Source organism: Pseudarthrobacter phenanthrenivorans (assembly GCF_036455295.1).
Classification (GTDB): domain Bacteria; phylum Actinomycetota; class Actinomycetes; order Actinomycetales; family Micrococcaceae; genus Arthrobacter; species Arthrobacter phenanthrenivorans_C.
Genome location: NZ_JAYXNX010000031.1, coordinates 1 through 5,591 on the forward strand (window position 1 = coordinate 1; position 5,591 = coordinate 5,591).

Annotated in this window: 2 rRNA genes; both read right to left on the reverse strand. The window is 55.1% G+C overall.

What is annotated here, in order from left to right:
* Window positions 1–131 precede the first annotated feature (131 nt).
* Window positions 132–3,258, reverse strand: a 23S ribosomal RNA gene (locus VXJ37_RS20915).
* Window positions 3,259–4,057: 799 nt separating this feature from the next.
* A 16S ribosomal RNA gene (locus tag VXJ37_RS20920) occupies window positions 4,058–5,582 on the reverse strand.
* The 16S and 23S rRNA genes sit together here, the layout of an rRNA operon.
* Window positions 5,583–5,591: the final 9 nt, after the last annotated feature.

A 5,591-nucleotide genomic window follows, 5' to 3' on the forward strand; every position in this document is an offset into this window, starting at 1 on the left:
TGGGGGTGGGAAGACTGTGGTTACAACATTGTGGTGTTGTTATTCAGTTATTTGGTTCCGTCTGACGACCCCGGTGTTGGGGGTTGTTGGTTGGGAACCACATAGTGGACGCAAGCAGAATGTGTTTCTGTGTGGTGTAAGTTGTTGGCCTATTAGTACCGGTCAGCTTCACGAGTCGTTAGTCCTCGCTTCCACATCCGGCCTATCAACCCAGTGGTCTGGCTGGGGGCCTCTCACACGCAAGGTGTATGGAAATCTCATCTTGAAGCGAGCTTCCCGCTTAGATGCTTTCAGCGGTTATCCCATCCGAACGTAGCTAATCAGCGGTGCACTTGGCAGTACAACTGACACACCAGAGGTTCGTCCGTCCCGGTCCTCTCGTACTAAGGACAGCCCTTCTCAAATTTCCTGCGCGCGCAGCGGATAGGGACCGAACTGTCTCACGACGTTCTAAACCCAGCTCGCGTACCGCTTTAATGGGCGAACAGCCCAACCCTTGGGACCTACTCCAGCCCCAGGATGCGACGAGCCGACATCGAGGTGCCAAACCATGCCGTCGATATGGACTCTTGGGCAAGATCAGCCTGTTATCCCCGAGGTACCTTTTATCCGTTGAGCGACGGCCATTCCACAATGTACCGCCGGATCACTAGTCCCGACTTTCGTCCCTGCTCGAGATGTCTCTCTCACAGTCAAGCTCCCTTGTGCACTTACACTCGACACCTGATTGCCAACCAGGCTGAGGGAACCTTTGGGCGCCTCCGTTACTTTTTAGGAGGCAACCGCCCCAGTTAAACTACCCATCAGGCACTGTCCCTGACCCGGATTACGGGCCGAAGTTAGATGTCCAAAGTGACCAGAGTGGTATTTCAACGATGACTCCACCCGAACTGGCGTCCGGGCTTCAACGTCTCCCACCTATCCTACACAAGCCACTCCGAACACCAATACCAAACTATAGTAAAGGTCTCGGGGTCTTTCCGTCCTGCTGCGCGTAACGAGCATCTTTACTCGTACTGCAATTTCGCCGAGTTTATGGTTGAGACAGCGGGGAAGTCGTTACTCCATTCGTGCAGGTCGGAACTTACCCGACAAGGAATTTCGCTACCTTAGGATGGTTATAGTTACCACCGCCGTTTACTGGGGCTTAAATTCTCAGCTTCGCCGTGAGGCTAACCGGTCCTCTTAACCTTCCAGCACCGGGCAGGAGTCAGTCCGTATACATCGTCTTGCGACTTCGCACGGACCTGTGTTTTTAGTAAACAGTCGCTTCCCCCTGGTCTCTGCGGCCCCGATCCCCTCCCACCAGCAAGTGGTGTTCAAGGTTGGGGCCCCCCTTCTCCCGAAGTTACGGGGGCATTTTGCCGAGTTCCTTAACCATAATTCTCTCGATCGCCTTGGTATTCTCTACCTGATCACCTGTGTCGGTTTGGGGTACGGGCGGCTAAAACCTCGCGTCGATGCTTTTCTCGGCAGCATAGGATCACCAAATCCCCCCAAACGGGGGTCCCATCAGATCTCAGGCACAAGAGTGGCGGATTTGCCTACCACTCGCCCTACATCCTTAGACCGGGACAACCATCGCCCGGCTCGGCTACCTTCCTGCGTCACACCTGTTAATACGCTTGCCTCCCGGGATCAGGTCCTGCGCTCCACCAAAACCCTCACACCACAAGGGTGATCGGACAGGTATCGGGCAGTTAGTATCCCCCGCTCAGCATGGGCGGTTTTTCGCCGGTACGGGAATATCAACCCGTTGTCCATCGACTACGCCTGTCGGCCTCGCCTTAGGTCCCGACTTACCCAGGGCAGATTAGCTTGACCCTGGAACCCTTGATCATTCGGCGGACGGGTTTCTCACCCGTCTTTCGCTACTCATGCCTGCATTCTCACTCGTGTAGGCTCCACCGCTGGTTTACACCGCGACTTCACCGCCCACACGACGCTCCCCTACCCATCCACACTCCTGAACCACGAAGGCTAGGAACATATGTGAATGCCACAACTTCGGCGGTGTACTTGAGCCCCGCTACATTGTCGGCGCGGAATCACTTGACCAGTGAGCTATTACGCACTCTTTTAAGGGTGGCTGCTTCTAAGCCAACCTCCTGGTTGTCTGGGCAACTCCACATCCTTTCCCACTTAGCACACGCTTAGGGGCCTTAGTTGGTGGTCTGGGCTGTTTCCCTCTCGACTATGAAGCTTATCCCCCACAGTCTCACTGCTGCGCTCTCACTTACCGGCATTCGGAGTTTGGCTGACGTCAGTAACCTTGTAGGGCCCATTAGCCATCCAGTAGCTCTACCTCCAGCAAGAAACACGCAACGCTGCACCTAAATGCATTTCGGGGAGAACCAGCTATCACGAAGTTTGATTGGCCTTTCACCCCTACCCACAGCTCATCCCCTCCATTTTCAACTGAAGTGGGTTCGGTCCTCCACGACGTCTTACCGTCGCTTCAACCTGGCCATGGGTAGATCACTTCGCTTCGGGTCTAGATCACGCCACTCACACGCCCTATTCAGACTCGCTTTCGCTACGGCTGCCCCACACGGGTTAACCTCGCGACGTAACACTAACTCGCAGGCTCATTCTTCAAAAGGCACGCCGTCACCAGAATCAGACTGGCTCCGACGGATTGTAAGCACACGGTTTCAGGTACTGTTTCACTCCCCTCCCGGGGTACTTTTCACCTTTCCCTCACGGTACTGGTCCGCTATCGGTCATTAGGGAGTATTTAGGCTTATCAGGTGGTCCTGACAGATTCGCACGGGATTTCTCGGGCCCCGTACTACTTGGGATACTCTCACAGGCGGTACAAACACATTACGGTTACGGGACTAACACCCTCTCTGGCCGGCCTTTCAAAACCGTTCACCTATGCGCGCACATCACACCCCACCAGCCCGGCAGAACTGGTATGGAAAGTCCCACAACCCCGACCATGCAACGCCCGCCGGCTATCACACATGGAACGGTTTAGCCTGATCCGCGTTCGCTCGCCACTACTAACGGAATCACTATTGTTTTCTCTTCCTGCGGGTACTGAGATGTTTCACTTCCCCGCGTTCCCCCCACGCACCCTATGTGTTCAGGTACGGGTCACTAAGTCACTCGCGCGCTCAGCGGGGTTTCCCCATTCGGACACCCTGGGATCACAGTCCGGTTATCGACTCCCCCAGGCTTATCGCAGATTCCTACGTCCTTCTTCGGCTCCTAATGCCAAGGCATCCACCGTGTGCTCTTAAAAACTTGACCACAAAGATCAAAAACATTTTCGAGAAAACCATGGAACCAAACAGCAAACCAACCACACCCAAAAGCGCAGCCGGCAAACCATCAGATCCAGGTTCATAATCTTGGAAATTGCTTCTTATACAAGATGCTCGCGTCCACTATGTAGTTCTCAAACAACAACCCCACACCACACACCCCACACACACAAACATGCGCATGAAACGTCGCAGCAGGGAAACCAGAAACAAACAAACCCGGGAACAAAACCCCGGCCCTGTTGCCTCAGGACCCAACAGTGTGCCAAACACTACCCAGCAGAACAAACCACACAACGTTCCTGAACAACCCCCACAAAGGAGAGCATCCGTACTAGCACATGATCCGTGCCACCAGGCACCTATTTGTTGATATTCCACCCTTGAGCACCCGCCACGAAACATTCGNCCTAAACCACCCCCACCCGCACCCACCGTTCCAGAACCACCACCCAAAGGCAGGGGCTCGTACTAGAGAAAAGCGCAGACAGAAACAGCCGCTATTTGTTGATATTCCACCCTTGAGCACCCGCCACGAAACATTCGTCCGTGCAACGGGCCTTTACTCCTGACAACACCACACCCACCGCATACACGACAGATGGTTGTTGTAGGTGCTCCTTAGAAAGGAGGTGATCCAGCCGCACCTTCCGGTACGGCTACCTTGTTACGACTTAGTCCCAATCGCCAGTCCCACCTTCGACNGTCCGTGCAACGGGCCTTTACTCCTGACAACACCACACCCACCGCATACACGACAGATGGTTGTTGTAGGTGCTCCTTAGAAAGGAGGTGATCCAGCCGCACCTTCCGGTACGGCTACCTTGTTACGACTTAGTCCCAATCGCCAGTCCCACCTTCGACAGCTCCCTCCCACAAGGGGTTAGGCCACCGGCTTCGGGTGTTACCAACTTTCGTGACTTGACGGGCGGTGTGTACAAGGCCCGGGAACGTATTCACCGCAGCGTTGCTGATCTGCGATTACTAGCGACTCCGACTTCATGGGGTCGAGTTGCAGACCCCAATCCGAACTGAGACCGGCTTTTTGGGATTAGCTCCACCTCACAGTATCGCAACCCTTTGTACCGGCCATTGTAGCATGCGTGAAGCCCAAGACATAAGGGGCATGATGATTTGACGTCGTCCCCACCTTCCTCCGAGTTGACCCCGGCAGTCTCCTATGAGTCCCCACCATCACGTGCTGGCAACATAGAACGAGGGTTGCGCTCGTTGCGGGACTTAACCCAACATCTCACGACACGAGCTGACGACAACCATGCACCACCTGTAAACCAGCCCCAAAGGGGAAACCACATTTCTGCAGCGGTCCGGTTCATGTCAAGCCTTGGTAAGGTTCTTCGCGTTGCATCGAATTAATCCGCATGCTCCGCCGCTTGTGCGGGCCCCCGTCAATTCCTTTGAGTTTTAGCCTTGCGGCCGTACTCCCCAGGCGGGGCACTTAATGCGTTAGCTACGGCGCGGAAAACGTGGAATGTCCCCCACACCTAGTGCCCAACGTTTACGGCATGGACTACCAGGGTATCTAATCCTGTTCGCTCCCCATGCTTTCGCTCCTCAGCGTCAGTTAATGCCCAGAGACCTGCCTTCGCCATCGGTGTTCCTCCTGATATCTGCGCATTTCACCGCTACACCAGGAATTCCAGTCTCCCCTACATCACTCTAGTCTGCCCGTACCCACCGCAGATCCGGAGTTGAGCCCCGGACTTTCACGGCAGACGCGACAAACCGCCTACGAGCTCTTTACGCCCAATAATTCCGGATAACGCTTGCGCCCTACGTATTACCGCGGCTGCTGGCACGTAGTTAGCCGGCGCTTCTTCTGCAGGTACCGTCACTTTCGCTTCTTCCCTACTGAAAGAGGTTTACAACCCGAAGGCCGTCATCCCTCACGCGGCGTCGCTGCATCAGGCTTGCGCCCATTGTGCAATATTCCCCACTGCTGCCTCCCGTAGGAGTCTGGGCCGTGTCTCAGTCCCAGTGTGGCCGGTCACCCTCTCAGGCCGGCTACCCGTCGTCGCCTTGGTAGGCCATTACCCCACCAACAAGCTGATAGGCCGCGAGTCCATCCAAAACCACAAAAGCTTTCCACCAACCACCATGCGATGGAAGGTCATATCCGGTATTAGACCCAGTTTCCCAGGCTTATCCCAGAGTCAAGGGCAGGTTACTCACGTGTTACTCACCCGTTCGCCACTAATCCCCAGTGCAAGCACCGGTTCATCGTTCGACTTGCATGTGTTAAGCACGCCGCCAGCGTTCATCCTGAGCCAGGATCAAACTCTCCGTTGAAGTAAAACA